General features: G+C 53.5%; 32 protein-coding genes. 9 read left to right on the top strand and 23 right to left on the bottom strand.

The features are described 5' to 3' along the window. Positions 1 to 92 precede the first annotated feature (92 nt). Entirely contained in the window at positions 93 to 425 is a 333-nt protein-coding gene (locus ABID47_RS14420) for a DUF3889 domain-containing protein (RefSeq protein ID WP_076167758.1), read from the top strand. Positions 426 to 452: 27 nt separating this feature from the next. On the opposite strand, the gene ABID47_RS14415 is transcribed toward ABID47_RS14420, so the two are convergent. From ABID47_RS14415 to ABID47_RS14405, 3 genes are read right to left on the bottom strand one after another with little or no spacing between them, the layout of a single operon-like run. Further along, complete coding sequence (locus tag ABID47_RS14415; RefSeq protein WP_251674705.1) at positions 453 to 1,037, bottom strand: histidine phosphatase family protein; 585 nt, start codon at positions 1,035 to 1,037, stop codon at positions 453 to 455. Then, positions 1,034 to 1,471 (bottom strand): metallothiol transferase FosB, encoded by a 438-nt coding sequence (gene fosB, locus ABID47_RS14410; protein WP_354497629.1) that lies wholly within the window; start codon positions 1,469 to 1,471, stop codon positions 1,034 to 1,036. Before fosB ends, ABID47_RS14415 begins: the two co-directional genes overlap by 4 nt. 54 nt (positions 1,472 to 1,525) lie before the next feature. Beyond that, complete coding sequence (locus ABID47_RS14405) at positions 1,526 to 2,521, bottom strand: tetratricopeptide repeat protein (protein ID WP_354497627.1); 996 nt, start codon at positions 2,519 to 2,521, stop codon at positions 1,526 to 1,528. Between the two features lie 195 nt (positions 2,522 to 2,716). Here ABID47_RS14405 and ABID47_RS14400 point away from each other — a divergent pair, with 195 nt between their 5' ends. Further along, entirely contained in the window at positions 2,717 to 3,487 is a 771-nt protein-coding gene (locus ABID47_RS14400) for an MBL fold metallo-hydrolase (protein WP_354497625.1), read from the top strand. Here the strand turns inward: ABID47_RS14400 and murI are convergent. From murI to ABID47_RS14370, 6 genes are all read right to left on the bottom strand, one after another. Beyond that, the gene (gene murI, locus ABID47_RS14395; protein ID WP_354497623.1) at positions 3,484 to 4,290 is read right to left on the bottom strand and encodes a glutamate racemase; all 807 of its coding nucleotides are present in this window, start codon (positions 4,288 to 4,290) and stop codon (positions 3,484 to 3,486) included. The two genes, ABID47_RS14400 and murI, sit on opposite strands and share 4 nt — an antisense overlap. Before the next feature lie 97 nt (positions 4,291 to 4,387). Continuing rightward, positions 4,388 to 4,897 carry a GNAT family N-acetyltransferase gene (locus ABID47_RS14390; protein ID WP_354497621.1) on the bottom strand — a complete coding sequence of 170 codons (510 nt, stop codon included), beginning with the start codon at positions 4,895 to 4,897 and terminating at the stop codon, positions 4,388 to 4,390. A 26-nt stretch (positions 4,898 to 4,923) separates the two neighbouring features. After that, positions 4,924 to 5,391, bottom strand: coding sequence for a DinB family protein (locus ABID47_RS14385; protein ID WP_076167774.1), 468 nt, complete (start codon positions 5,389 to 5,391; stop codon positions 4,924 to 4,926). Between the two features lie 113 nt (positions 5,392 to 5,504). Continuing rightward, positions 5,505 to 5,900 (bottom strand): VOC family protein, encoded by a 396-nt coding sequence (locus ABID47_RS14380; protein WP_192714680.1) that lies wholly within the window; start codon positions 5,898 to 5,900, stop codon positions 5,505 to 5,507. 35 nt (positions 5,901 to 5,935) lie between these two features. Next, positions 5,936 to 6,571 carry a pyridoxamine 5'-phosphate oxidase family protein gene (locus ABID47_RS14375; RefSeq protein WP_354497618.1) on the bottom strand — a complete coding sequence of 212 codons (636 nt, stop codon included), beginning with the start codon at positions 6,569 to 6,571 and terminating at the stop codon, positions 5,936 to 5,938. After that, complete coding sequence (locus ABID47_RS14370; protein ID WP_076167781.1) at positions 6,568 to 6,765, bottom strand: hypothetical protein; 198 nt, start codon at positions 6,763 to 6,765, stop codon at positions 6,568 to 6,570. The genes ABID47_RS14375 and ABID47_RS14370 overlap by 4 nt, the downstream gene beginning before the upstream one ends. A gap of 163 nt (positions 6,766 to 6,928) precedes the next feature. Here ABID47_RS14370 and pepT point away from each other — a divergent pair, with 163 nt between their 5' ends. Both pepT and ABID47_RS14360 read left to right on the top strand, forming a co-directional pair. Then, a complete protein-coding gene (pepT, locus tag ABID47_RS14365) occupies positions 6,929 to 8,167 on the top strand; it encodes a peptidase T (protein ID WP_354498748.1) in 1,239 nt (412 codons plus the stop codon). Further along, a complete protein-coding gene (locus tag ABID47_RS14360; protein ID WP_354497616.1) occupies positions 8,148 to 8,381 on the top strand; it encodes a hypothetical protein in 234 nt (77 codons plus the stop codon). The genes pepT and ABID47_RS14360 overlap by 20 nt, the downstream gene beginning before the upstream one ends. A 93-nt stretch (positions 8,382 to 8,474) precedes the next feature. On the opposite strand, the gene ABID47_RS14355 is transcribed toward ABID47_RS14360, so the two are convergent. From ABID47_RS14355 to ABID47_RS14340, 4 genes are all read right to left on the bottom strand, one after another. Then, positions 8,475 to 8,912 (bottom strand): threonine/serine exporter family protein, encoded by a 438-nt coding sequence (locus ABID47_RS14355; protein WP_200633311.1) that lies wholly within the window; start codon positions 8,910 to 8,912, stop codon positions 8,475 to 8,477. Between the two features lie 12 nt (positions 8,913 to 8,924). Beyond that, positions 8,925 to 9,683, bottom strand: coding sequence for a threonine/serine exporter family protein (locus tag ABID47_RS14350; protein WP_354497614.1), 759 nt, complete (start codon positions 9,681 to 9,683; stop codon positions 8,925 to 8,927). Between the two features lie 129 nt (positions 9,684 to 9,812). Further along, positions 9,813 to 10,628, bottom strand: a complete 816-nt coding sequence (locus ABID47_RS14345) for a class I SAM-dependent methyltransferase (protein ID WP_354497612.1) — start codon at positions 10,626 to 10,628, stop codon at positions 9,813 to 9,815. 43 nt (positions 10,629 to 10,671) lie between these two features. Beyond that, positions 10,672 to 11,178, bottom strand: a complete 507-nt coding sequence (locus tag ABID47_RS14340; protein ID WP_354497610.1) for a GNAT family N-acetyltransferase — start codon at positions 11,176 to 11,178, stop codon at positions 10,672 to 10,674. A 190-nt stretch (positions 11,179 to 11,368) separates the two neighbouring features. Here ABID47_RS14340 and ABID47_RS14335 point away from each other — a divergent pair, with 190 nt between their 5' ends. Next, positions 11,369 to 11,839, top strand: coding sequence for a DinB family protein (locus tag ABID47_RS14335; protein WP_354497608.1), 471 nt, complete (start codon positions 11,369 to 11,371; stop codon positions 11,837 to 11,839). 70 nt (positions 11,840 to 11,909) lie between these two features. Here ABID47_RS14335 and ABID47_RS14330 read toward each other — a convergent pair whose 3' ends face one another. The 5 genes from ABID47_RS14330 to ABID47_RS14310 form a co-directional block, all read right to left on the bottom strand. Continuing rightward, positions 11,910 to 12,215, bottom strand: coding sequence for an antibiotic biosynthesis monooxygenase family protein (locus ABID47_RS14330; RefSeq protein ID WP_354497606.1), 306 nt, complete (start codon positions 12,213 to 12,215; stop codon positions 11,910 to 11,912). Between the two features lie 55 nt (positions 12,216 to 12,270). Continuing rightward, positions 12,271 to 12,759, bottom strand: coding sequence for an 8-oxo-dGTP diphosphatase (locus tag ABID47_RS14325; RefSeq protein WP_145021663.1), 489 nt, complete (start codon positions 12,757 to 12,759; stop codon positions 12,271 to 12,273). A gap of 33 nt (positions 12,760 to 12,792) precedes the next feature. After that, complete coding sequence (locus ABID47_RS14320) at positions 12,793 to 13,554, bottom strand: DUF3891 family protein (RefSeq protein ID WP_354497603.1); 762 nt, start codon at positions 13,552 to 13,554, stop codon at positions 12,793 to 12,795. Positions 13,555 to 13,758: 204 nt separating this feature from the next. After that, positions 13,759 to 14,046, bottom strand: coding sequence for a hypothetical protein (locus ABID47_RS14315; RefSeq protein ID WP_354497601.1), 288 nt, complete (start codon positions 14,044 to 14,046; stop codon positions 13,759 to 13,761). Between the two features lie 147 nt (positions 14,047 to 14,193). Further along, positions 14,194 to 14,655 carry a GNAT family N-acetyltransferase gene (locus ABID47_RS14310; RefSeq protein WP_354497599.1) on the bottom strand — a complete coding sequence of 154 codons (462 nt, stop codon included), beginning with the start codon at positions 14,653 to 14,655 and terminating at the stop codon, positions 14,194 to 14,196. A gap of 126 nt (positions 14,656 to 14,781) precedes the next feature. On the opposite strand from ABID47_RS14310, the gene ABID47_RS14305 reads away from it, so the two are divergent. Beyond that, the gene (locus ABID47_RS14305; RefSeq protein ID WP_435530634.1) at positions 14,782 to 16,077 is read left to right on the top strand and encodes an MFS transporter; all 1,296 of its coding nucleotides are present in this window, start codon (positions 14,782 to 14,784) and stop codon (positions 16,075 to 16,077) included. A 59-nt stretch (positions 16,078 to 16,136) separates the two neighbouring features. On the opposite strand, the gene ABID47_RS14300 is transcribed toward ABID47_RS14305, so the two are convergent. From ABID47_RS14300 to ABID47_RS14290, 3 genes are all read right to left on the bottom strand, one after another. Beyond that, positions 16,137 to 16,814, bottom strand: coding sequence for an HAD family hydrolase (locus tag ABID47_RS14300; protein ID WP_354497597.1), 678 nt, complete (start codon positions 16,812 to 16,814; stop codon positions 16,137 to 16,139). A gap of 14 nt (positions 16,815 to 16,828) precedes the next feature. Then, positions 16,829 to 17,425 (bottom strand): AAA family ATPase, encoded by a 597-nt coding sequence (locus ABID47_RS14295; RefSeq protein ID WP_354497595.1) that lies wholly within the window; start codon positions 17,423 to 17,425, stop codon positions 16,829 to 16,831. Positions 17,426 to 17,599: 174 nt separating this feature from the next. Beyond that, positions 17,600 to 18,496 carry a CAP domain-containing protein gene (locus ABID47_RS14290; RefSeq protein ID WP_354497593.1) on the bottom strand — a complete coding sequence of 299 codons (897 nt, stop codon included), beginning with the start codon at positions 18,494 to 18,496 and terminating at the stop codon, positions 17,600 to 17,602. Between the two features lie 153 nt (positions 18,497 to 18,649). Here ABID47_RS14290 and ABID47_RS14285 point away from each other — a divergent pair, with 153 nt between their 5' ends. From ABID47_RS14285 to ABID47_RS14275, 3 genes are read left to right on the top strand one after another with little or no spacing between them, the layout of a single operon-like run. Further along, a complete protein-coding gene (locus ABID47_RS14285; protein ID WP_354497591.1) occupies positions 18,650 to 20,116 on the top strand; it encodes a spore germination protein in 1,467 nt (488 codons plus the stop codon). A gap of 26 nt (positions 20,117 to 20,142) precedes the next feature. Then, positions 20,143 to 21,279 carry a Ger(x)C family spore germination protein gene (locus ABID47_RS14280; RefSeq protein WP_354497589.1) on the top strand — a complete coding sequence of 379 codons (1,137 nt, stop codon included), beginning with the start codon at positions 20,143 to 20,145 and terminating at the stop codon, positions 21,277 to 21,279. Between the two features lie 44 nt (positions 21,280 to 21,323). After that, on the top strand, positions 21,324 to 22,409 hold the full coding sequence (locus ABID47_RS14275) for a GerAB/ArcD/ProY family transporter (protein WP_354497587.1): 1,086 nt from the start codon (positions 21,324 to 21,326) through the stop codon (positions 22,407 to 22,409). 16 nt (positions 22,410 to 22,425) lie between these two features. Here ABID47_RS14275 and ABID47_RS14270 read toward each other — a convergent pair whose 3' ends face one another. Next, positions 22,426 to 23,199, bottom strand: a complete 774-nt coding sequence (locus ABID47_RS14270) for a class I SAM-dependent methyltransferase (protein WP_354497585.1) — start codon at positions 23,197 to 23,199, stop codon at positions 22,426 to 22,428. Positions 23,200 to 23,232: 33 nt separating this feature from the next. Next, on the bottom strand, positions 23,233 to 23,685 hold the full coding sequence (locus ABID47_RS14265; RefSeq protein WP_435530633.1) for a GNAT family N-acetyltransferase: 453 nt from the start codon (positions 23,683 to 23,685) through the stop codon (positions 23,233 to 23,235). Positions 23,686 to 23,696 lie beyond the last annotated feature (11 nt).

Raw genomic sequence — 23,696 nt, 5'->3', positions numbered from 1 at the left:
TCATAGACCTGCAAAACATGGGAACTCTATGTATGCCGGCACTTCTCGCTGCACGCGAACGGTCAGATTTATACTCAGGAGGCTATAGAGCTATGAAGTGGATGTCCGCCGTATTCGTCAAATCCGTCGCCTTGTCCCTCGCGCTGTCTCTCTCGCTGCTCGTTGCCGAGCCGGACCCTTCCGTTGATCCTCCCTACGCCAAGTGGGGCCTGATCGCCGTGAAGGAAGCCCAGAAAAAATACAACTCGGAAATTACGGATTACCTGCATATCGGACGCATCAATCTGTCGCCGACGGAAGCGGAAGAAACGTTCAAGCTGCTGCTGAGCCGGCAGGGCATGCCGGCAGCTGTGCTGGCTACCGTCCGGTTTAACACGGTGACCGAAAGACTGATATCCATTAAGTTCAGAGACACACAGCCTTAAAACCCGATCTTTAACAGGCAGGCTCGTTCAGATCGCTAGCTGCTCCAAATGCTTGACGCAGTTGAAAAGCCCGCATTCCCAGCTTTCCTCGATCTTTCGGATGACGGTGATGGATGTGTTATGCAGATGCTCGGACGTATCCGTGTGCGGAATCAGAACAGGGAGCAGCGTGCCGATCAGCGCCCCGTGGCTCACCACGAGGACGCGATCTTCAGGATGGCTGGCGCAAATGTCCATGACCGCCTCCATTCCTCTGGCAATCATCGAGTCGTCGGTCTCGATCCCGAGATCCAGCGAAGCCCAGTCATAACCCCATCGAAGCACCCGGTCTTCCTCGATCGTTCCTTCGATCTGACCGCAGTGGATTTCCCGCAGCCGCGGATCGACCCGGACGGTGAGCCCCAGCGCGGCCGCAATCGTTTCGGCGGTTTCCCGCGCCCGCGACAAATCGCTGGCATAGACGGCGTCCCACCGCTCGTTCTTCAGCCGTGCAGCCAAGGCTCTTGCCTGGGCCCGCCCGGTTTCGTTCAAAGGGATATCCGTCTGGCCTTGCGCCCTGCGCTCAATGTTCCAATCCGTGATGCCGTGCCTTACAAATCCGATCGTCGTCATTCGCCAACATCCTCCTTGTAATAAAACTTCATATGGCCCTTCGTCTCCCGATAATAGGCGAGCCGATCCGCAAGCGTGCCGGTATGAAGCTCAAACCGGTGCCCGTCCGGGTCCAGGAAATATACCGAGAGCTTGTCCCGCTCATCCCGCTGCCTGCCCTCAAGTACGCGAACGCCGTAACGCTGTAGCCGGGACAGCCAGGCTTCGAAATCCTGATCTTTCACCGTAAAGGCGATATGCGTATAAGTCGATGGTGTATCCCCCCGCTCCGCATCCTCCTGATTCAGCGCAATCCAGAGGCCGGCAAGATCAAAGTAAGCCAGCTTCCGGCCCTGTACGAGCAGCTGGGCGCCCAGAACTTCCCTGTAAAAAGCGATGGACCGATCCAGATCCGAAACGGAAAAACAAAAATGATTCACACCCTGTATGTTCATGATTCCTCCTGCATTCAGCCTTTTTCGTACCCACACAGCTGGCCGTTAACAAGGCTATTCCCACACCTGATCCAGCTTATCGGCATAAAAGACAATCGCCTTCCGGTACGCTTGGATCCCGCTGTCCGCGCTGGTTTCCGCAAGCTGTCCGAGGAGCTCCTCCATTGCAGCGGCGTGCTCCCCCAAATTGTACAGAGCCATGGCGTAAAAAACGGAAAACTCCCTGCGTTCGGGAAACTTCTCCATCGCCTGCTTCAACAGCGACTTTGCGTCCTCATATCGTCCCAGCGTACGGTATGTACTGCCGAGCCCAAGCATCGCCCCCGCCAGCTCTTCGCCTTGCAGTCCGAGCGAAATCGCCTTTTCATAATAAGGCACGGCTTCCTTCTCCAAGCCCAGTACGTCGTGAGTCCATGCGGTCTGATACAAGATCACCGGATGCTCAGGCTGTTCCGCCAGCAGGGAAAGCCAAATTTCCCTGGACTGCTCGGCATTCCCTGACTGCCGGAGCGTTATGGCGTTCCTGAAGGTGCGGCGCCTGGCAAAATCCTCTCTTCCGGCCCTGAAAACGATCAAGTGGCCGTCCCGCAGGTGGTTTTCCCGAAAACCGAGCCTCATAAGAACCTTTTGCGATCGAGGATGATCCCGCTCTACATGGGCTTCGATCTCATCCAGCTTCATCACCTCAAAGCCGACCTTCATCAATTCTTCGAGCGCCTCAGGCATATAACCGCTGCCCCAATACTCCGGAGACAGATCATAGCCCATTTCCGCCCTTTCCCTTTCGCCGTCCCGGACCCAACAGTGGAATCCGCAGGTGCCCATAAACGTATCGTTCTCACGGTCAAATATGGCATACCTGCAGCCGGAACTGCGGGTGAGCGCAATAATTTCGTCCGCTTCCTCCAGGCTCACCAAAGGCTCGATATCCATGAACCGGGTGACTTCCGGGTTGGAGAACAGCCGAAAGACGTCTTCCCGGTCCTCCGGCTCAAGCGGCCTCAACCTCAGCCTCTCCGTGTGCAGGACAGGGTATTGTACATCACGCACCGCTGTGCCCCCTTCATGTTGAAATTTTCGCTAAAAACGCCGGATTGCCATATTGCATATAGCGCCAAAAATAAACGTTGACAAAACCATAAATTTGTGTTATAATAAAATATTTATTTTGACAATCGAGTTCCCTGTCCGTAATATAGACTCTGTCTTGAAATCCATGAGTTGGAATTAGGGAGGAATCGAAGGATGAGTACGAACCAAACTGCCGCAAGCGTGTTTATGCTGGACGTATCCGCCGTCATGATGGGCAGCGTTAACACCGTTCACCCTGCGGTCATTACGGATGGAAACGATACGCTCCTGATTGACACCGGCTACCCCGGTCAGTACCCCCTCTTGCGGGAAGAGATGAAGTCCCATGGCCTATCGATCGATTTGATTACCCATGTCATTATTACGCATCAGGATCTGGATCATATCGGCAGCCTGCCGGCCATACGCCAGCACGCCCCTCGTCCGGTCGAAGTCATGTCCAGTCAAGAAGAAAGGCCCTATATTCAGGGTGAAAAGCGTTTGATCAAGGTAACCCCGGAGGCGATCGAACGGGCCAAAGCGTGTCTGCCTCCGGAAGTACCTGCTGAATGGCGTAATGCCTTTATTTCTACGCTGGAGAATCCACCCCGGTCGCCTGTCGATACAATCATCCATGAAGGGGAAGAGCTCCCCATCTGTGGCGGCATCGTCGTGATTGGCACACCGGGGCACACTCCCGGGCATATCAGTTTATACCATCGGCCGACCCGGACGCTGATCGCGGCCGACGCCCTCCGGGTCGTTGACGGAGAGCTGCATGGGCCGGATGCCGACACGACCGTCGATATGCCGCTTGCGACGCAGTCCATCGCCCAACTGGCCGCCTACGACATATCGTCCGTCATTTGCTACCACGGCGGAAAACTTGAAGGACCCGTTGTGCAGCGTCTACTGGAGCTAAGCGGAATGCAGCGTTCCCTTTAGTAAGAAGGATCAACGGCCCGTTCGCAGCCGGCGACCTGAGTGCTGTAGTAGTCGTAAGCTCTATGCATTTTTGCTATATATTCCGGATCCCCGCTAGAACAGGCAAAACGGATATCTCCCCCGCGCTGCGTTCCGGACGTTCCCGTTTTCTTAAGAATATAGTCCAGCCTCCGCACCGTCCCGGCGCTCCCGTCAATGATCTCAATATGCGGCGGCAGAATCTGCCTCAAGATCCGGGTATAGAAGGGATAATGCGTGCATCCGAGCACCAGGGTTCCGTATTCCTCCAGCCGGTAATTGGCGAATTTATCCAGAAAATAACGTGTCATCCGGTCCGGGTCGAACTCCAGCGATTCGCAGTATCCGACCAGCTCGGGGAGCGGCAGGGAGTCTACGATGCTGTGGTCATCCACCCTGGAAACGAGCTGGGTGTATTTAGACTGGTGCAGGGTCAGCGGGGTTGCCGCCACCAGCACCCTTTTCCCGGTCAGCCGGTTCATTTCAACCGCGGGCTTAACCGCAGGCTCCATCCCGATGATCGGAATGTCGTATTCTCGGCGAAGCTCCTCCGCCGCGGCGCTCGTCGCCGTATTGCAGGCAATGACAAGCGCTTTGATCTCGTCCTGCAGAATCATGTCCACGGACTGGCGGACATAATCGAGAACCTGATCCTTTGTCTTGGTTCCGTAAGGAACGTGAAGCGTGTCTGCAAAAAATAAAAAGTCTTCGTTGGGCAGCTGCTTTACGGCTTCAGACAGCACGGTCAGTCCGCCGAGGCCTGAATCAAAAAGCGCAATTCGCATGTTGTTCACCTGATTTTTCTTAGTAATTGCTCCGGGCGCATATCAATGGCTGCCCGGCGACGTTCCATCCGGGGCCGTCAGCCCCGGAGTTATTATATCATGTTGTCCGGGCATCTTCGGGAAATCTGTAAACCATGCCGATAAAGAGCACGTTCCGCCCCCCCACCATCGAGGAGAACTCGCAGGTCTCCCTGAATCCTGCCCTGCTGTATACCTTTGCGGCACGCTGATTGAATTTGGCCACCGCTAGGCGGATTCCCTTGCCGAGAAACTTATCGGAAACATAAGCCATGCCTGCTTTTACAAAATCCAGGCCGGCGCCCTGCCCCGTCAGCTCGGGATTCATGCCCAATCCGTAATCAACGCAGGTATCATCTTCATATAGACCGGCCCCATAACCTCCGGCAACACGGGCTGAATTGCCCGTGCAGTAAAAACCGACCAAATTTCCGGCGGAGTCCGACGCTGCTGCATAATCCCCGTTCATCAGCTCCAATATATCTTCTTCATCTGCTGCCATACTATAGAAGTCGTACGGCGCCGGATAGCGCCATGTAGATATCCGGGCGGCAGCTTCCCGGGTCATCGGTTGAATCTGTATTTCCATGCCTAATGGTTACCTTCCTTCAAGTTTTACTGCTCACCAAGTCCACGGCCGATAAAATTGGCCGAAACCCTTGGCACATGAAGCTCTTTGGCCCAAACGGACAGCTGGCCCATATGATGAATTTCATGGGCGATGACGTGCTTTGCGACCTCCCCGTAACGCAAGGGTTCGGCATGCCAGGCGGCCTTGACGATTTCCCCGTCCCGCTCAGGACTTCGGCTCAGAATCAGCGGACGAAGCTCTGTCACGTAGCTGTCGGACAAGGCTCTGACTTTGCTCAGGGTCGCGAAATCCTCGAATTTTGGTTCTGCAGCCTCCTTGCCTTCGGCAGCCAGCATCCAACTGTACTCGACGTCAGCGATGTGGAACAAGGTTTTCAGGATGGAGCCAACTCCGCCCGTTCGCTCCTTCAGTAATTCTTCATGACTTAACTGTGCGCAGACATCAAACCATTCATCGCGTACCTGCCAATTATATAGAAAAAGGGATTTCATCATTTCCTCCTGGCGCAGTGTTCCTGCGCTCATTGTTCATGTTATGAACCCGACGCTTGCCCCGACCGGGCGGGCCCCCGGGAAAATTGTTTGGCAGTTCCAATTTCCTTAAATTATTTTTCCTGCGGTACGGTCTTCAAGGGCTCGGCAACCATCCAGACATGGCCGAACGGATCCTTGATCTTCCCAACCAAGTCCCCGTGAGGCTGTGCGGCAACCTTCCTGAGGATGGCCGCTCCAGCCGCAACGGCGTTGTTCACTGTTTCCAATGCATCCTCAACGGTGATATACAAAATCACCGGCGTTCCACCGAGCGTTTCCGCTGCGGTATTATGCTCCGGAAATTCGTCCGCGACCATGAACCGCGCATCACCGACCCGGATTTCAGCATGCGATGTTTTCCCATCTTCCGTAACCATCCGGTTCGCTTCCGTCGCGCCAAACACCGATTGGTAAAAAGAAATTGCAGCGGCAGCATCATGAACGGCCAACATCGGAATGATACTCAAAGCCAGCCCCCCTATTAAAGATCATATCCGTTCTATTAATATAATCGCTTTTCGTAGCTTTCCGCCAGCGACCGTGCGACCTGCTCCTCTGTAACCTTTATTCCGCGCACATGATCCGCGATGATGGCGGCAGGATTTGGCAGGTTCTCCCGCTTCGGCCATTGTTCCGGATCCCAAAGCTTGGAGCGCTTGAAGGCTTTGGCACAGTGAATATAGCACTCCTCGACCTCCACGCCGATGCCTAGTTGCGGGATTTTCCCCTGGGCGGACAGTTTCTCCATCAGCTCAGGATCCGCAGTAATGCAGGCCTTTCCGTTAATCCGGAGCGTCTCCTCCAGCCCTGGAATGATAAAGATCAGCCCGGCACTCGGGTTCTGCAAAATATTTAGCAGCGAATCATACCTCCGGTTACCTGGTCTTTCCGGAATGACCAGCCGCGTATCATCCAATATGTATACAAAGCCCGGTGCATCGCCGCGGGGTGATACGTCGCAGCTGCCCTCCGCGTCACTCGTGGACAGGAACAGCAGCGGAGACTTGGAAATAAATTCGCGGCAGTGGGAATCCAAACGCGTGATAACCTTGTTCCTGACCAGCTCGCTGGGAGGACTGTTCAGTAATCGAAGTTCCTCCTCCGATTGAATGATTGCCTTAAAAGGACTTGCCGTCATCGCTCATCCCCCTGTTTCTCATTCATTTTGTATATAATGTAATCCAGCTTCTCCTCAACTCTCCTCAAGGCGGCATCGGAATTTCTGACATGCCTGCTGCCGTTGGATACGTATTTGAACAAGCCGAAGAAAAACAAAAGGATCAAGCCGATCACGACAAGCGAAAATACAAGGCTGAACACGTTAACCGACACTTCCAATGCACCTCCATGAACCTATTATAATCGTTTTGGACAGGGAAGACAGCCGGACGGGCACTAATCACTTCGGCTTTTCGGATCAAGCTTGTGATTTTGCCCCTTGCCCATGATATCATATCAAGTAGTACACCATTTACATAAAGGGAGATGAAGGATGTTGAAACAGGAACTCACGGAACGGTTAATCTCATACGCCAGGGTGGAGACTCAATCGAATGAAGAAAGCAGCACCACGCCTTCGACCCCGGGACAGCTTACCCTCGCACGCATGCTGGTGGAAGAGCTGAATTCCATCGGCATGAAAGACGTCACGATGGATGAGAACGGCTATGTCATGGCCACGCTTCCTTCCAATACGGACAAGGATGGCGTGCCGACGATCGGCTTCCTAGCCCATGTGGATACCGCCACGGATTTTACCGGTAAAGGCGTCAATCCGCAAATCGTCGACAACTATGACGGAGGCGATATCGTTCTGAATGCGGGACTAGGCGTTGTCCTTTCCCCAAAGCTGTTTCCTGAGCTGCCTCAGTACAAAGGGCATACGCTGATCACGACGGACGGAACGACCCTGCTTGGCGCGGATAACAAAGCCGGCATTGCCGAAATCATGACGGCGATGGCTTACCTGATCGGCCATCCGGAAATCAAGCACGGGACGGTCAGAGTCGCGTTTACCCCCGACGAGGAAATCGGCCGCGGCCCCGAGAAATTCGATGTTGCGGCTTTCAACGCCGATTTTGCCTACACCGTGGACGGCGGTCCTCTTGGCGAGCTGGAATACGAGAGCTTTAACGCAGCCAAGGCAAGCATCACGATCCAAGGCACCAACGTTCATCCGGGCACGGCGAAGAACAAGATGGTAAACTCGATCAAAATCGCCATGGAGCTGAATTCCATGCTTCCTCCGGAGCAGGCGCCCGAGCATACGGAAGGCTATGAAGGGTTCTATCATCTGCTCTCGCAGAACGGAGATACCGAACGCACAAAAATGGAGTACATCATCCGCGATTTTGACCGGACGGAATTTGCCGCCAAGAAGGAGCATCTGACCCAGGTCGTGAAGCAGCTTCAGGCCAAATACGGCGAGGAGCGCGTCATCCTGGAAATGCGCGATCAGTACTACAACATGAGGGAAAAAATCGAGCCGGTAAAAGAGATCGTCGACGTGGCCTACGAAGCGATGGAAAGCCTGGGCATCACGCCGATTGTCAAGCCGATCCGCGGCGGAACGGACGGTTCCCAGCTCTCCTATATGGGGCTGCCGACGCCGAATATTTTTACGGGCGGTGAAAACTTCCACGGCAAGTTCGAATACATTTCCGTCGACAATATGCAGAAGTCGGTACAGGTCATCATCGAAATTCTGAAGCGCTTTGAAGCAAGAGGCGTATGAGCATCGTTCCCATCATGCGGAGGATTGCGATGCTGACAGGTATTTCGGCATCGCAATGAGCCAAGGCGGAGTTCAAACGGTCCTCCGGCTAAACCCGAAGGAGCTGGATGAAGACATTAAGCGTTTCAAACAGATCGTCGATGACTTCTTCCAGGAAAGGACGCTGCAGGTTTTGTTCAGCTACCGGATGAGGCTCGGCGTGAGAAAAACCTGAAGATGACAAAAAAATCAGGCCAAGCAGCGATTCGATTTGCTTCTCGTGAAGGAGAAGCAAATCGAATCGCTGACGCCTGATTTTTTTGCATTTCTATCGTTGTGCGGGCTTCCATTTCCGAATGAGCTGATTGGTCACTTCCGACAATAGCAGGCCAAGGGCGATCGCGCCCGAAATCATAAAGGCTTCGGCTCCCAGCTGGACGGCCTGGTCATACTGGTTCTCGACCGCGTTGCGCATCGCGTCATAGGCCGTTCCGCCGGGGACCAGCGGAATGATGCCCGATACGCTGAACACGATGATCGGCGTGCGGTACCTTTTGGCGAACAAATGGCTGATCATCGTGACGCAGTAACTGGCGACCACGGTGGCCGTAATCCGCAGCACGTGCATATCCTGAAGCCATATATACAGCAGCCAGCCGACCATCCCGGCAAAACCGCACTGCAGCAGCGCCTTTTTCGGGGTGTTGAAGAGCATGCCAAACGCAGCCGATGCGACGAAGCTCGTGACGAGTTGTTCAATGTACATACGGCATCCTCCTCATTGAAATGACAGCATAAACGCGATGCCCGCCCCGATCGCAAAAGAGGTGATGAACGCCTCGGCCCCCTTCGATAAGCCGGAAACTAGGTGGCCTGCCATCAAATCGCGGATCGCGTTGGTAATCAGCAGCCCCGGTACGAGCGGCATGACCGAACTGATAACGATAATGTCCAGGTCCCGCCCGAAGCCGAATTTGACGAACAGGACCGAGCAGAGGCCGATCGCCAGCGCTCCCGAAAACTCGGCGAAGAACTTGACCGGAATCATCCGCTGCAGCATCAGCGTGCAGTAATATCCGAGACCTCCGGCCACAGCCGCGGGCAGGAAATCGGGCCAAATGCCGCGGAACATGATCAGGAAACAGCCGCTGGCCAGCGCCGCCATCAGCAACCGCAGCCACAGCGGGTAAATATCGCCTGTCCGCTGGATGTTTTCCAGCTCCCGGCGCGCTTCAGCGATGGTCAGCTCCCCTTTGCTGATGCGGCGGGATATGCTGTTCACGCGGTCGATTTTATGCAAATTCGTCGTCCGGTCCGAAATCCGGTTCAGCCTCGTGATCGGCTGCGGATCCTCCATAGAAAAAATGAGTCCCGTAGGGGTCATATAGCTATGCGTTTTATCCACGCCAAAAGAAGCGGCAATCCGCACCATGGTATCTTCCACCCGGTACGTCTCCGCTCCGCTCTGCAGCATGATTTGCCCGGCGAGCAGGCATACCTTCATGATTTCGTGCTCCCTTTGCACCAAGTCTTCCAAAGCTCTTCCTCCCGTATGCGCAAAACCCTATGTTAGTTACAGTATAATCGGTTTGCCGGACAAAAACACGGACAAGCGTCACTTCCTCGTAATCGAGCGGTATCCTCCGGAGTAAGAAGTACCCTTCGGTTATTGTGGCTTGACTCCGATATACAGCAGATGAGAGGAAGCACCTAGGATATATGGGTCTTCTGCAGCCTCCATGACACGGTTCAGGAACCGCTGATATTGCTCTGGACCGCGGCCCCGCCAGTAAGCCCACTGTTCCTCGTTCATAGACTGCACCACGCTGCCGGATGCGATCAACTTCACGCTGTCGAAGCCGTGCTGCTCCATGAAGGGACGAATTTCATTAATCGGAAAATAATAAGCTCCAGTAAACCGGCCATCATCGCTGTGGTTGAATACACCCGTTCTCATAAACTCATCAATGCCGTCCATCGTATCATTCGGCTTCCAGGACTGCGGATGCAGCAGCGAATTGATCAAGTGCCTCGTCCGGGACATAAAGGCGACAAATACATGTCCGCCGGGTTTGACCACCCGGAAGAGCTCCCGGGCCGCCTGGTTCCGGTCTTCCTCCTGCTGAAGATGGTACAGCGGCCCAAGCATCAACACAGCGTCAAACCGTCCGTCTTCAAATCTTCCAAGATTTCTTGCATCGGCCACGTGTATCCCCTGGAATCGTTCCTCCAGCTTGCATTCCTTCACCTTGCCGGCCGCGATGCCGACGAGTCGCGGAGACAAATCGGTCAAGGTTACGTCATAGCCTTCCTGCGCCAGCGCAACCGCATATTTGCCCGGCCCCGCCCCGTTGTCGAGGACATGTGTTCCCGGCTTCAAATACCGTTTAATGAAATGGAGGTTGACCATAAATTCGACCGGCTCCCGTTCCAGTCTCCCCCATTCATCAAACTGATTATAGTAATCGATTATGCTGCCCATCTTTCCGCTTCCTTTCTATAGACGGATTCCCGTCCTTCCTATTTCAGAGCTTATCCCAAGCCAAACCGGTTTCCAGATCCGCCTGGCCGGCGATATTCAGCGTTTTTTCAGAGACAGGACTTCCACCCATTTTTATATAAAATTGACGCGCCGGATTATCCTTGAGCACCCATACGTACATGGAACCGAAGCCGTTCTCCCGGAAGGCTTGGATCAGCGTGTTCACCAGCAACCTCCCGTATCCCTTTCCCTGATGTTCCTGAAGCAAATACAAGGCGTAGATTTCCGCATCATACCCGGCCCCTTCTTCCCGGCATTTTCCCCCTTGTATAAAACCGCACACCCGTCCGGCTTCATCCTCGGAAACGAATGTCCATAAGTCCTTGTCCCCCCGGCTTAGAAGCTGCTTCCACCGATCCAGCCGGCTCTCTACCGTCAGCTGGTCCAGATAGGCGTCTGCGATCATGCCTCTGTAGGTCGTTTTCCAGCTTTCCACGTGGACCTTGGCCAGCACCGGGTAATCATCATAAGCAGCCTGTCTGATGCTCATACGAAAAATCTCCTTCCGCATAGTACACATTCCAATGCATCCATTCTCACTAGCGTTAATCAGTCTCGAAAAAACTTGATCACCGTCTGGCTTGCCATTATAATAAAAAACAAGAACAAATGTTCTCGTTCAAAATTCTTCGATCATCGCTATGTACATACATACCTGTAATAATGGAGGAGATAAAACCATGCATCCCTGCTGCCAAAGCGCGCTGCATCATATAGACGTTGCAATCCGTTCCATTCTCGAGATCATGGACGGTCTGGATGAAAGCGATCTGCCGAAACGGCCGACCCCCGGCAAATTTTCCATAGGCGAGCTGCTGGAGCATCTCGCCATGCTGCCGCTCGCCGATTCGATCATTTCAGACGGTGCCTCTCAGGAAGAGATGGCTGCATTTTACAGCAGGACATCGTATTCGACGAGCGCGCGCATCCGCCAAGCCTTTCAAGATAACTATGAATCCCTTGTTCAAAAATACGGCTCGCTGACGGAAGCCCAGCTTCAGGAAGAGGTTTCCTCCTACTGGGGGGCATCATATACTCGGTTCGGCTGGCTGCTGGAAATTTTGGCGCATGTATACCATCACCGGGGTCAGCTTCATTCCATGCTCGTGCATGATTTGGGACTCGACCCGCGCGTTTCTTTATTTGAGTAATACATAACTTTTCATTCGGCTGCCGCGTTGGACCATAGGGCTCCTCCCGTTACGTTCTAGGAGTATCCCTTCAGGATGTGCCCGGTAAGGTTACTTTCTCAAAATGTTCAACGACCGGGAAAGGGTCGTAATAGTGATGCAGCAGCCCTTTCCACCGAGCATAAGATTCGGACTGCCTGAATCCATCCGTATGGTCCTCAAGGGTTTCCCACTTCACGAGGAGGAGGTATTTGTTTGGAACCTCCATACAGCGCTGAAGCTCATGACCGATGTACCCTTTCATGGCAGATATAATACCCGAAGCCTCTCGGAAGGCTTGCTCAAATGCTTCGACCTGCCCCGGCTTCACCTGCAGCATCGCGGCTTCCAGAATCATATCATTTCCTCCTGACTGATCATTTGGTTGAAACAGAGATACAGCCACCTCCTATCTACAGCTTCTTGACGGATTCCGCGATCGTAATCTGTTTTTCCTGATCCCACACATCATGGATTTCAAAGGTTCCCTCCTCGAAGAAGAGCGGAAATCTCTTGCGGAACCACGGCTGCATTGGCAGCTCCAGCGCATCTTCGATCGTTACCCAACGGAGCTCGCCTTCCGGCGGATCGGCGAGGAGTTCTCCCTCGTAATCGTTGGCGACGTAATTGAACACCATGTAGCGGTAATTTTTGGCCGGATCGGCAAATTCGTCAATTCCTTTAAACTCCAGATCCTTTACCCGGAGCCCGGTCTCCTCCCATACCTCGCGGATCGCCCCGTCCGAAAGACTCTCGGGGAATTCCACCTTGCCGCCGGGGCCGATATATCCGGGAAAACCGCGGTCATCCGGACGATTCAGAAGCAGAACACGGTCGCCGTCCCGCACCAGACACATCGTATACAGCGCGACCTCCACGGCTGCGGTTTTGGTAGTCTCCATTCCTTGCACTCCCTTTTTTCTATGTTCTCTTCCTCATTTATTCCGGAATATAACATCCTGCGTGATTTCCGGGGCCATGTCGTAGGCTGCACCCCATCCCTTTTCCTCAATAGCTTGTCTCGATACCCGCTTTAGCGTAATCGACCCGGTAAACTCCGATCGGAACAAGGGCAGGCTGACCGCCACGCAGCCTTCGTCCACCCATCGGGCCTGCAAATGCTCGAGTCCGGCGATCTCCGTCTCGATCCCTTCACGGTACCATGGATGCTCCTCATCTTCGGACGCTCCTGGCTCATTGAGACATACGTACAGCGACAGGCTGTCGCACAGCTTCAGCAGGTTAAAATGGCGCTCCACCCGGCTGGCGTCCAATCCGCTGAGCTGACTTTGAATCCGTTCCTGCCGATGGAGCTCTTCCTTGTAAAACCGGGCGGCTTCCGGTTCTTCCGCATAACGGATCTGCTGGAACGACGCATAGTGCATGCTGCAGAGCAGACCTGCATACGGATCCATCGCTTCCGCCTCATCCAGGCCGGTTCGGTACGAAGACAGTTTGGGTACAAGCGGATAGTTGATAAAGGAAAACGGGCTGCTGCTGTCTGAATCCCATAGCGGATTCTCGTCCAAATATCTCCAGCCGCGATCATGCTGGGTAATGGCCAGCACCGCAGCTTCACGGTCCGATCCTGTCGGCATCCACTCCGGCAACAAATGCTCTGCGATCTGTCCCGATAACTTGGCATGATCATGCTGGCGAATCAGAACGAAGCCTTCCGGTTGTTCTCGGACAATCATCACATTCACCCTCCATCGGTTAATGTTTTTACTAATATTAACTTTTCCCAACTCATTTTCCCAGTAAAAATTTACTTGTGGATCGCCAATCTTCCCCGGCCTTGCACCATCAGCAGAAAAAAACCTCCAACCGGAACATTCCGGCTGGAGGCTCAATATCACATGGGGAAGGGGAAGAGCTGGTGCAGATGTTGGTATTGCCAATTAGAAATCAGAGGTAGCGATTTGAATCGTACCGAACACCGGACCGGCAGCTGAAGCCAGCAGAGCGGCGACAAGCAGAAGTTCCACTGACAGCGTCAAGCTGTTTGCCGCCGGGATCGTATAAGTGACAACAGGGGCGTTGACGCGGGTGATGACAAGGTCAACCGGAAAAGCCGACGTATTATTCACCGTGACCGCAGCATTGATTCCGCCGGCAAGATTCTCATAGAACGACTTGCCGACACCAGCGGCTAGCGAGTAGAACTGCTCTGGTAACAAAATAGCCATGTGACATGACCTCCTTTACCATTTGATAGATTATCCTATGCTTGAAATCTATCAATGCAACGATACTTGCCGCTAGATTGAAACACATTTTAATAGACGCCCCAGCCCTGCAATGACGATACTGACCGCTTTCTGCAGGTCTATTCTTTATATCAAATCCAGACGGAGGCGGACCATATCCTGCACTTGGATTCCGTCTTCATAGAATACTTCCTCGTAGTGTCGGATGAAAAAGCCCGGGTCTACGCCCACGATCCGGAAACCGCAGCGTTGATAGAGTTTCAATTGAGGAAAGCTGGAGTTGGCTGTGCCGATTTCCACCGCATGCGCTCCCTGCCTCCTGGCTTCTTCGACCGCGTTTTCGACCAGCATTTTGCCGATCCCTTTGCCCTGCAGGTCTTCCCGCACAGCAATATTGACGATTTCAACCGTTTTCGGATGCGTATCGATCAGCACATACTCTCCCGCCAATTCGCCGTTCAGGTAAGCTCCATACCCCCTGCCCCTGGCGACGTAATCCTCAACCATCTCTTTGGATGGATCAGCTAGCAGCAGCAGATCATAGGGAATCTCCTCGCCGATTCCCCATGGTTGAATGGTTATTTCCATCTTGCAAATCACCTCCTTCGTTCTCATGAGCCAAGCTTCTGATTAGCATATGCTATATGTAAAGTTTTCCTTTCCACCCTGGGGGCCGCTTGCTACAATAGAGAAGCTAATGCATCAGGACGGAGGATTAATCAAACCATGCGGTTACTGCATCAGGTCTCGTCAGAATGGAATCGCCTCAACCGGAATATCCGGCTCTTTTTTCTTGCCAATTTGCTGTATCAGATCGGGACAGGCATGTTCTCGGTGCTTTACAATCTTTACGTGCAAACGCTGGGTTACCCCGATACGATGAACGGCACCTTGGTGAGCGTCCAGTCGTTTGCGACGGCGCTTATTTTCATACCGATCGGACTGCTGGGGGACCGTACCAGCCATAAGCTGCTCTTAATGACCGGCGCCTTGTTTACAGGTCTGAGCTTCATGGGCAGGTCGCTGGCCAGCGGTGAATCCGCCCTGATCATCCTGTCCGCTGCAGCCGGCCTGTTTGCGGCCTTCTTCCAGGTGATCGCCGTCCCGTTTCTGGCCGGGAATTCGGACAAGAAGCAGCGGCTGAAACTGTTCAGCTACCACTTCTCCCTCGTGCTGGCCGCCCAGGTCATCGGCAGCAGCGGCGGCGGTTACCTGGCCGATGTGCTCCAGTCCGCCGGCTGGAGCAAAATCCAGAGCCTGCAGGCTGTGCTGTTCACAGGGGGAGCCGCGAGCGTGCTTGCCTTTGTGCCCTTGCTGCTGGTCCGGCAGAAGCCGGCTGTCCAAAAAGACGCTTCGGCCGGGCCCGCCCTGTCCCATCCGCTCCCATCATCAGCGCGGGAGGACTGGAGCGCCATCGCCAAATTTACACTGGCCCAGCTGATTGTCGGCCTTGGCTCGGGACTGGTTGTGCCTTATCTCAATCTGTACTTTACAAACCGCTTTGCCGTATCCCTTACGGCCGTCGGCATCCTGATTTCACTCGGCCAGATCATGACGATCGTGTCGATGCTGATCGGCCCGTCGCTGGCAAGCCGCGTCGGACCGGTCAAGGCCGTGGTGCTGTTTCAGATGATGTCCCTGCCTTTTTTGCTCCTGACCGGTTTCACCAACCTGTTCGCAGTCGCTTGCTTCAGCTTCCTCTTCAGGCAGGCACTGATGAATGCGGCCAATCCTATCCAGTCCTCGATCACGGTTGACCGGGTTTCCGATGCCCGCAGAGGGATCGCCAACTCGATGACGCAAACCGCATTCTTGCTCGGCTGGGCTACGATGGGACCTGTCCAGTCCCATTTGCTCACCGCATACGGGACATACTGGGGCTATGCGCTGACTTTCAGCATGACCGGAATCCTATACATCAGCGCATCGGCCATCTATTATTTTATGTTTAACGAGCGCAAGCAGAAATCCGCTTCTCCGCAGGCGGCTAACCAGAACGCTCCAGCCTGAATGACATGCACCACTTCCTGCAGGAACCTTCCAGCTGTATCACCGTCCCCTCAAAACCGCTAGAATGGGCCGGTGCATAGCGGAAGGAGCTCCTGCAGTTTGTTTATCGTCAGCGTCCCTTCCGGCAGGAGCGGACCCGATTCAGCAGGCGTAGTGAGCAGCAGTACGGGACGCAGACCTGCTGAAGCGGCGCCCTGCGCGTCCTTTTCGGGATGGTCACCCACAAACCAGCAATTCTCCGGACGGGCCTGCAGCCTGCTCAGCGCCATTTCGTAAATTCGCCGGTCCGGCTTCTTGACCCCCGCCTCTTCCGAAACGATAACCGCATCGAAATAGCCTCTGAACTGCACCTGGTCGAGCTTGGCATACTGGGTTCTGGCCGAGCCGTTCGTGACGCACCCAATCCGGACTCCCCTGCTCTTCAGTTCCCGCAGCACCAGTTCCGCTCCGTCCATCGCTACGGTGCAGGAGGGAAATTCAGCGAACCAATAAGCAAGCAGGTCTTCTGCGGTCGTCCCCTCCTCCCTCATTGGCAGTGTCCGCCTCATTTCCTCATACAGCTCCCTTTTTTCCCGATAGCCATTCCGGTCTGCGGCACGCAGCTGTTCCACCAGCCTCAGGCGATGCTCGGGGTTGTGCGCGGCGGCAAACCTGTCGATAAAATTTCGCGAAAACTGCTCAAACGCCTGTTTACGGTTCACCAGCGTATTATCCAAGTCGAACAGAACGGCTTCCATACCCTCTACTCCCCCTAGTTAAAAAAACGGAAATGATCCAACTGGGTTTTGATTTGGTCGAATTTCTTCCGCACCGCACCCCTATGATCTGGCAGCAGGGGAATATGGGCCATGTCCGCAATCCGCTCCGCTACCTGGCTTACCGACAGATCAACGGTATCGATATGCTCCCGGAATATGTCTTGGGATAGACCTTCAATACAGCGTTCGGCCTGCTGAGCACCCCATGAGTTTGATCGTTCCCCCCGGCTTTTCAAGCGCTGCAGGATGACTTCGCGCGGAGCGCATAACGCAAAATGCTTCACGGTCATGCCGTCCGTGCGCAGCCGGCCGACGATTTCTTCAAAATATACCGGATCGACCACGGTCATTGGAGCGATGATGACTCCGTCGTATTCACAAGCGATGTGCTTCAGCATGGCATAGTTGAATTCCCGCCATAACGGATATTCCTGAAAATCGGGCTTCCTGATGCTGGGCGGAATATTTTTGCGGATAAAATACCCTGCATTCTCTGGATCGTACACGAAAGAATTCGGTATCCGCCGGTGAAGCTCGAAGGCGGTCTGCGTTTTTCCTGCGCCAAACGCGCCGTTTATCCATAGGATCATCCATCATCCCTCAACTTTGACAATATTTTGGAGATTTGCTTCTCACATCCGTTCCATTATACACCAAAAAAACCGGCGGAGCGCCCCGCCGGTTTTTCCCATACCCTATGCCGCAGCATCCCCGGATTATCCCGAAGAGTTGTGGTGCACTGCACTATGCTTCACTTCCGCTGCTCATCCTGTAAATTCCTGCACCCACTCGTTATTGTAAAAGGCGATCCCGATATGGGTGTAGCTTTTGTTCAAAATGTTGGCTTTGTGTCCCGGGCTGTTCATCCAGTCCTGCATCACTTGCTGAGGGGAGGTCTGCCCGTTCGCGATATTCTCTCCAGCCGAGTTGTACGTAATCCCGTATTCCTTCATCATGTCGAAGGGGGATCCGTGAGTCGGGGAGTTATGGTCAAAATACTTGTTGTCATACATGTCTTTGGCTTTGGCCATCGCCATGTTGGACAGTTTGGAATCCATGCTGAGTGCACCCAAACCTGCTTTGGAGCGTTCCTGATTCACCAGATCGAGCACTTGTTGAGCATATGCCGAGGCATCGCCACTCGCAGAGGTCTGCTGATTGTTCGTACCTGAAGGAGCCTGGTTCCCGGTTCCTGCGGAAGGAGCCTGGTTTTTGGGGGTACCCGCAGGGGCCTGATTGGCCGGCGTTCCCGTTGGTGTTCCCGCTGGCGTACCGGTTGGCGTTCCCGTTGGAGTTCCCGTTGGAGTTCCCGTTGGAGTTCCCCCTGGCGTGGTTGGAGCTCCGGTCCGCGTCCCGGATGGCGTTCCCGCAGGCTGCTGCGGTGAAGTTCCGGGTACCGCCCCTGGCTGCTGAATCAAATTAAGCAAATCCGAAGTCAGGTCATTTTGATTGACTTGTTTGACCGTCAAATGGGATTTACCCGCTCTGTCCGTAGACGTTGATGAGGCTGAAGTGACGATTTTTCGGGTCGGAGCCGCTTGATGGATATGGCTTGCACGGTTTGTCTGCTTGGTGGTCACCTGCTGGCGCGCCGTTGAAGCGCCGTGATCCGCGCAGCCTGTAATCAATATCAGAACGGCGATCATAACGATTTTTTTCATATGACGAGTGCTGCCTCCCTAATACGGTTGAATGTAAGATACCGACTTAATTTTTCCGCAACAAGGAGGATTTATACCGCCAAAGTATGCTTATCGGGTGTTTGGGTATAGTATCTAAAAATTAGTGATTATCCCAGCGGAGAAGAACATGTTATGAATTCAACCAGCCAGAGATCAACCAGCATCGATCCGAATCTGCGGCTCAGCCCCCATTTGGTCAACAATGAACACACACTAAAAACAATGTTCGAGCACTGCTCGGACGTCATATTCCGTGATGTTACCCTGCAAGGAGATACCAAGCTGCTGCTCATTTATTTGGACGGCATGATTGACAAGGATATCATCCAGTCCGTCATCCTTAAGCCTTTAATGTACGAAGGCATCCCCCAGGGGATCGGCCCCATTGACAGCATTGCGCAAATGTGTGATCAGCAGCTGTTCGCGGTACTGGAAACGAAGAAGGTCAACACGTTCCACGATGCGGCAGATGATATTTTAAAAGGTAACTTGGCCATTCTGGCGGATGGGGAAGCTTCTGTCCTTCTAACAAATGTCTCACAATTTGAAGCAAGATCGATCGAGGAACCGTCTACGGAAGCATCCCTGCGAGGAACGCGGGAGAGCTTCACCGAAACGCTGCGGACGAACACGACGATGCTGCGCAGAATCATCGTTACGCCGAACCTGAAGATGGAATCCTTTCACATCGGTAAACTGACCCAAACCGAGGTAGTACTTGCCTATATTGAAGGAATTGTGTCTGCTTCGATGCTGGATGAAATTCGCTCAAGGGTTCAGCAGATCGATCTTCAAGGCGTGCTGGAATCAGGCTACATCGAAGAATCCATTGAGGACACCAACTTCTCCCCTTTTCCGCAAATGCTGAGCAGCGAACGGCCGGATGTCGTATCCTCCGGACTGTTGGAAGGACGGGTGGGGATCTTGGTGAGCGGGTCGCCAATCGCTCTGATCGTGCCGATGACGTTCTGGGACGGCCTGCAAGCCCCTGACGATTATTACGAACGGTTTATGTATGTCACTATGAATCGGTGGATCCGATATTTGTTTGCCCTGTTCGCCATCCTGTTTCCGTCGGTTTATATTGCACTGACCACCTTTCATCCGGAAATGGTCCCTCCCAAGCTGATGCTAAGCATTACGGGACTCAGGGAACAGGCTCCATTTCCAACCGTCATCGAAGTATTTATTATGGAATTTATGTTTGAAGGGCTGCGGGAGGCCGGGATTCGGTTACCCCAGCAAATCGGCCCGCTCGTCAGCATCGTCGGTGCCCTGGTCATTGGACAGGCTGCGGTACAGGCCGGGATCATCTCGGCGCCGATCGTCATCGTCGTATCCGCTGCCGGCATATCGTCGTTTGTAATCCCCCGTTACCGGTTCGGCTACCCGATGCGGATGCTGCGCTTCCCGCTGCTCGTACTATCCGGAATTTTCGGGCTTTTCGGCACGGCGATCGGCATGATCGCCATCTTGTCCCATCTGATTCACCTCAGTCCGTTAGGGACGCCGTATCTTCAGCCCGTTGCTCCAACCAGGAAGAGCAGGGTGAAAAATGTATTTTTACGTTGGCCGAGACAACGTGCAGATAAATCTTGAACTTGATGTATAAGGCGGAAGGTACAATGAAAAAAATCCTGCTTATTTTCTGCTTAATGCTTCTGTCAGCTTCGTCTACCGGCTGCTGGAACCTGAAGGAACCTAACCAGCGTGCTTTTATTATTGGCGTCGGAATGGACATGACCGAGGACAAGGAGCTGGAAATCAGTTCCGAAATCGCTGTTCCCGCGGGTTTGGGCAGCAGCCAGGTGACGGGTGCGGGTAAGAAAAACACATTTACGGTCGTGAGTGCGAAGGGAAAGGATTTTATGGATGCCGGGCAGCATATGCAGGCTGAGCTGTCACGCTCCTTGTTTTATGCTCATCGACAAACGATTCTGATCGGTCAGCGTATGGCCGAAGAGGGGGTGGATAAGTATCTCGACATGGTCGTCCGCAACCCAAAATCGGAAATCCGTTCCGTCGTACTCGTTGTTAAAGATGGAACCGCGAAAGAAGTGATCAAAGCCGAGCCTACATTTGATCCATTCATCAGTACGACACTTGGCAGTCAGCAAAATGCCCTTGGCATGAAGCCCTACTACTTCCGGATGTTATTATGCGATGCCTACAGCGAAGGAACCCAGCCGATTGTGCCTGCCATCACAGCGGATCCTGCCAGAGGTTACGTATACTCTGGTTCGGCCATCCTGAATAAAGATCATGGTCTGAAGCTCGTCGGTTTCCTCGATCCGGAGGAGTCGATGTACGATAACTGGATGATGGGTAAGCAAAAAAACCTCACGTTCACCACCCTCATCGGAAAGGAGAACAAGACGATCAGCTTAGCCGTTCAATCCCTAAAGCACCGCACACACATAAAAATGGTTAAAAACAAGCCGCAGATTTACATATCGCTCCACGGCACCGGCAGCATAGTCGAAAACAATTCGCCACTCGATCCTTCCAAGGACGATGATTTCAAAACAATTCAGACCAGGCTGAGCCAGGAAGCGGAGGAGAAGGTTCGCAAACTGGTGGATAAAGCGCAGCACCAATATAAGATCGATATATTTGGAATCGGGGAACAAGTGCACAGGCAGCATCCGGAGGTATGGAAAACGCTCAAGCCTCATTGGCATGAAACGTTCCCCGAACTGCCGATCACTGTATCGGTTCATCTCCGGTACAGGGATCCGGGGCAAACCAATTCTTCGCTGTAGGTCATCAATAATCAGGGGAATCCCATCGGAAAGGAGGAGAAGCGATGAAGCTGACCGGATCACAAATCTTTTGGACCCTAAGCACAGTGGAAGTCGTCATGGCCGTCTGGTTAAGAGTGTCGCCTGCCATTGAAACAGCCAAGCAGGACGCGTGGATGTCCATGATCATTGCGGGTGCGATCGGACTGGCCACCACGTATCTGGTCATGCATGTCAGCCTACTCCATCCCGGAGAAACCTTAACGCAGTTCAGCCGTAAGCTGCTTGGCGGCTGGATCGGAAGAATCATGATCCTTCCCTATTTCGTGGCCTGGCTCCTGTTATCCGGGGATGTGCTCCGATCATTCACGGATTTTATCCATCTGACGATTCTGGACCGGACTCCCATCTGGATTCTCATGGTCATGATAATGGCTTTGGCCGTTTATCTGACCGGCATCAGCGGGATTACCGGCATCGCCCGATTTTGCGAACTGGCCGGACCCGTGACGTTCATTGCGCTGGTACTCACCTTTTTGCTGAACATCACGAACACGAAGCTTCTTCATATTCTGCCGGTCGCCGGCGATACAAGCTGGCAAGAGGTGTTCAAAGCATCGCTGTCGCCCGCTTCTTTTTTTGGGGAATCGTTTATGCTGCTGGTTCTTCTCGCGTTTATATCCAGCAATAAAAAAATATACGTCAAAGCACTGTCGAGCATCGCGTTCACCGCCATCATGGTCACGTTGGCCACGGTCATGGTGCTGCTCGTGTTCGGCCCCTACGTTGGAATGGAGCTGAGGTTCTCTTACTTTATGCTGGTACGCAGCATCAACATCCTGAACTTTATTCAAAATGTCGATGTGCTCGTGATTTTCATTTGGATTTTTGGCGTCTTCGCCAAGATCTCCCTTTACTTGTTTATCACGAGCTATGAGATGGCCCAGTGGCTTCAAGTGAAAAATTGGAAAAAACTCATATGGTTTTGTGCACCAGCCATCTTCATCATCGCGCTGCTGATTCCGAATGAAGAGACCATTATCATGATTCAGAAGCTGTGGGAGCGGATAATCATTCCGGTCTGCGCAATCGCCATTCCGCTGATTCTGTGGATGATGACCGTTATGAAGAGAAAATTAGCGAAACACTGAAATCAACCCGCTCTATTTAGATTTTGGCTGCCGTTACGATTGGCTGATAAAAACCGGACTTCTCGGGCATGACCCACTCCACACGCTGGAATCCAGCCTGCTGCAAAAAGTTGCTCAGCTCGCTTCGCTGAACTGCCCGGTACACGGCTGCATAGCTATCCGTCTTCCAAGACTCTAACTGATCCTGCAGTATAAACTGCCGGGTGGTATATGTCGATCCGTCTTCCGACCAATCCCACACCTGGAACACGATTCTCTTGCCATGATCCAAAATTCTGGGCTGGGTCGCACGGGGCCGCTCTCGGATCAGGCTGTCATAGTCGCGGATCGTGATGATGACCATGCCGCCTGGCACGCATTTATTGTAAAATTGCCGGCAGGCGTTCAGCAGGTCTTCGTCCGTAAGCAAATGCGGCACCGCATTGTCGGCGGAGAAGACGACGTCAAAGGTACCGGCGACATCCTGATCGAGCGTCCTGAAGTCCGCTGTTCCGAATTGGAGCGACAGTCCCATAGCCTCCGCTTCCCTTTTCGCTCGCGCCACGGAGTCCGGACTAAGGTCGGTTGCCGTCACATCAAATCCGTGCCGTGCTAACCCCAAGCTTTGGGTTCCGATGCCGCATGAGGCGTCCAGCAGCCGAATCTTGCTGCTTCCCGGACGATTCAGCCGGGAGCGGATCCACTGGTCCCAAAATTGTCCCTGATTGGACACCGTACGTTTCCAATCTTCGTAAATCAAATGGTATGATTCTGACATACCGTCATAGAAATGCTGCGTAGACGGCCCCATTCATGATCCCTCCTTATTGTCCCGTGATTCATCCTAATCCAGCGTTGTTAAATCATAATGGATAAACTGTTCGTCCCGAACGTATCCGCTTTGTTCGTACAGCTGCTGGGCACGTACATTCGTTACCGCCGTGGACAAGGACAGCCCCTTCGCCCTGGCCAGCTTGGCGTACCGCTTGGCCGCTTCAAGCAGCAGACGGGCGATTCCCTGCTTGCGGTATTGCTCCCGTACATACAAATCGTTCAAAATATAGGACCGTTTCATGGAGATGGAGGAAAACACCGGATACAGCTGGGTAAACCCAGCGATCCGGCCCTGCTCCACGTCCTCGGCGATCAGGATGACCGATTCCCGGTGCTCCATTCGTTCGAACAAGAAGGCGGCCGCCCCTTCAACGTCCGTCTCCTGACCATAAAATATCCGGTATAAGTCAAAAATGGCGGCAAGCTCGTGCAGATCCTCGAGTCCCGCCTCCCGGATCGTAATGCTCCTTTGGG

It is taken from the genome of Paenibacillus favisporus, assembly GCF_040545415.1.
GTDB lineage: Bacteria > Bacillota > Bacilli > Paenibacillales > Paenibacillaceae > Paenibacillus_AQ > Paenibacillus_AQ favisporus.
The sequence above is the reverse complement of the archived record's forward strand: the minus strand, read 5'-3'. Positions and strand labels throughout refer to the sequence as shown.